Origin of the sequence: Vibrio sp. J1-1 (genome assembly GCF_021728395.1) — a bacterium.
Classification (GTDB): Bacteria; Pseudomonadota; Gammaproteobacteria; order Enterobacterales; family Vibrionaceae; genus Vibrio.
In genome coordinates this window covers 1-3,133 of the sequence record NZ_JAKKCM010000035.1, presented here as the reverse complement: position 1 = coordinate 3,133, position 3,133 = coordinate 1, and the positions used below count along the sequence as shown (strand labels likewise).

Below are 3,133 nucleotides of genomic sequence, written 5' to 3'. Positions count from 1 at the left end.
CCGTCTCGTCTACAAAGTTGAAGACGATGTCATCATTGTAACCGTCTTAGCTGTCGGAAAACGCGAACGTAGCGATGTTTACCGTAAAGCTATGAAAAGGTTAGATGATTGATTGCGGTATAACGCCGCATTAAGGCGTGAACAACGCAATACACAACGGCTACCGCATTGCGCCTTAAACACAAAATTCGAAGCAAACCAAAAATGCCACGCGTTGTGAATCGCGCTTAAATGCTTTGTTATACGCCCAACACTGAAGCTACGATTTTAAGCCAAGCCCCACTTTGTAAGCACGAATTTTTATGTGTATTGATTAACTTTTGTGAGACTAAGACATTCAGCGATTTTTGATTGAAGCGCACTTGAAACACACAACACCAAAGAAAACAGAACTTCAGCAAGCACGTAAGCTTTTGGGCAGACTACTTGATAGAGCTGAGTTTCAACAAACACTACCGCGTCGAATTTGAGCCTGAAGGCTTCGGGGACATTACCTAATGATTTAATGAAAACACAAGAAAATACAAAGCGATGAACCACAAGAAAAGGTGACTTTGATACAAGGAATAATCAGCAAAACTCACTCTGCGTATAACGCCGCGTTAAGTAGTGAGCAACGCTACCACCTAACCTAAACCATTGTGCCGTAAACACTAAAGCCGATTCAAACCAAAATTGCCAAGCGTTGCGAATCTGCCTTAAACGCATTGTTAGTTGCCATTCTAAACCTTTGATTTCCAATCCATTACCACTTTGCCAACACCGTTTTTGAGCGCCTTGAAAAACTCAAATCAGGCGCAGTTTCAAAGCGCCTGTCACTGAAACCACTTGGAATTAGCAACGCCGTAGAAAACTGACTAAAAGCACCCAAAAAATCTTTTGGAAAGGCAATGTCACAAAGCTGACTTGCAACAAGTAAATTAGCATCTGAAACGGCAAACAAAACCACAACATTAAACATCGGACACAATTTCAGCAAATCACACACTCAGACACAAAGCAGAGCAAAATTGCACGATTCATAAGCCCTAAACTTTCTGCCTTAGCTGCGTTTTTACCGCTGGCAACTAACGCCCTGTTAAGGGGTGAGCAACGCAATACCGAAGTCGCCGCAGACCACCTTAAACACTAAAACCAACGCATAGTAAAAATGCCACGCATTGCGAATCCCTCTTGAACAGTTTGTTATGTGTGTTTTTCTTGCAGTGCCTCGAAAGCTAACTCTTCAAACTCACCTGTTAACTCAGTGCCTAATTCATCTTGTAATTTGTAGCAAATCTGATGCTTACCGATAGCTGCGCTACCCTCTAAACCAAGTAGAATTGTATACAGAGCATCCGTCAAAGACTCATCCACAACGCCTTTTATTACATCTAACTGCTTCGCATCGATACCAGCGTCTTCCAACGTATTTAGGCGAGATATTTCTGAATCCTTCGAAAAATAGCCTTCAACTAGCTGACGTTTGAGCTCAGAGAACTCATTTACAAATTCCTCAGAAGATATTGAGATTTTCACTTTTGTTACAATTCCTTCAAAACACATAACGCCGCATTAAGGGGTGAACAACGCCTCCACCTAACTTAAGCCATTGTGCCGTAAACACTAAAGCCGATTCAAACTAAAACTGCCTAGCGTTGTGAATCCCTCTTGAATGCTTTGTTAGTTGCCAAACCTAAAGCTTTGATTTCAAGTTAATTGCCACTTTGCCAACACTTACTTTACGTATTTTGGAAAACTCAAATCAGGCGCAGTTTCAAAGCGTTTGTCACTGAAACCACTTGGAACACGCAACGCCGTAGAAAACGAACTGACAACATCAAAAAGACTTTTTGGAGAAACAATGCCACAAAGCTAACTTTCAACAAGTAAATCGACTTATGAAACCGCAAACCACAAAGATAACCAAAGCGCGATTTTGGCAAACCCAAATAGCTAAATTTGAGTTACGAAACTTAGCCAAACACATACCGAAAATGAGCCAAACACATACCGAAAATGAGCCTAAACTTCCTGCTTTCGGTGCGTTTTTCCTCGTTGGCAACTAACGCCGCATTAAGGGGTGAACAACGCCACCACCGAACCTAAACCATTGTGCCGTAAATACTAAAGCCAATTCAAACCAAAACTGCCAAGCGTTGTGAATCCCTCTTGAATGCTTTGTTAGTTGCCAAACCTAAAGCTTTGATTTGAAGTTAATTGCCGCTTTGCCAACACTAGCTTCACGTGTTTTGGAGCACTCAAATCATGCGCAGTTTCAAAGCGCTTGTCACTGAAACCACTTGGAACATACAACGCAGTAGAAAACGGACTTTGAACACCAAACAAACCTTTTGTAACGACAATGCAGCAGAGCAGGCTTTCAACAAGCTAATCAGCATCTGAAACAGAAAACCAAAATCGCACAAGGAACCAAAGCACGATCTTCACAACCCTAAATAACTAGAAATTGAAATACGAAAACCTAGCCAAACACACACGGACATTAACCAAAAATATTCTGCTTTAAGTATATTTTCCTCGTTGGCAACTAACGCCGCGTTAAGTAGTGAGCAACATTACCACCTAACCTAAACCATTGTGCCGTAAACACGAAATTCAAAGCAAACCGAAAATGCTAAGCGTTGCGAATCTGCCTTAAACGCTTTGTTAGTTGCCATTCTAAACCTTTGATTTCCCATTCATTTCCACTTTGCCAACACCGTTTTTGAGCGTGTTGAAAAACTCAAATCAGGCGCAGTTTCAAAGCGCCTGTCACTGAAACCACTTGGAATTATCAACGCCGTAGAAAACTGACTAAAAGCACCAAAAAGACCTTTTGGAAAGACAATGTCACAAAGCTGATTTTCAACGAGTACATTCGCGTCTGAAACGGCAAAACAAAACCACAATGTTAAAAATCGAACGCAATTCTAGCAAGCTACACCAAAGCACAAAACCGAGCAAAATCACACGATTCATTAGCCCGAAACATTCTGCCTTAGCTGCATTTTTACCGCTGGCAACTAACGCCGCGTTAAGTGGTGAGCAACGCATACCACTGCACTTAAAGTATTGTGCCGTAAACACTTAACCCGAAGCAAACCAAAAATGCCGAGCGTTGGGAATCCGTCTTAAACGCTTTGTTATGTAA

Annotated in this window: 3 protein-coding genes and 2 pseudogenes; 2 read left to right on the top strand and 3 right to left on the bottom strand. The window is 41.7% G+C overall.

From position 1 onward, the window contains the following. A pseudogene (locus L3V31_RS21835) lies at nt 1-112 on the top strand (type II toxin-antitoxin system mRNA interferase toxin, RelE/StbE family); the annotation flags it as partial. A 633-nt stretch (nt 113-745) separates the two neighbouring features. Here L3V31_RS21835 and L3V31_RS21830 read toward each other — a convergent pair. The 3 genes and pseudogenes from L3V31_RS21830 to L3V31_RS21820 form a co-directional block, all read right to left on the bottom strand. After that, nucleotides 746-961, bottom strand: a complete 216-nt coding sequence (locus L3V31_RS21830; protein ID WP_237319301.1) for a hypothetical protein — start codon at nt 959-961, stop codon at nt 746-748. A 117-nt stretch (nt 962-1,078) separates the two neighbouring features. After that, nucleotides 1,079-1,181, bottom strand: a pseudogene (locus tag L3V31_RS21825) (DUF3265 domain-containing protein). A 4-nt stretch (nt 1,182-1,185) separates the two neighbouring features. After that, on the bottom strand, nt 1,186-1,518 hold the full coding sequence (locus tag L3V31_RS21820; protein ID WP_009387531.1) for a hypothetical protein: 333 nt from the start codon (nt 1,516-1,518) through the stop codon (nt 1,186-1,188). A gap of 729 nt (nt 1,519-2,247) precedes the next feature. Here L3V31_RS21820 and L3V31_RS21815 point away from each other — a divergent pair. Continuing rightward, on the top strand, nt 2,248-2,385 hold the full coding sequence (locus L3V31_RS21815; RefSeq protein ID WP_237319313.1) for a hypothetical protein: 138 nt from the start codon (nt 2,248-2,250) through the stop codon (nt 2,383-2,385). Nucleotides 2,386-3,133: the final 748 nt, after the last annotated feature.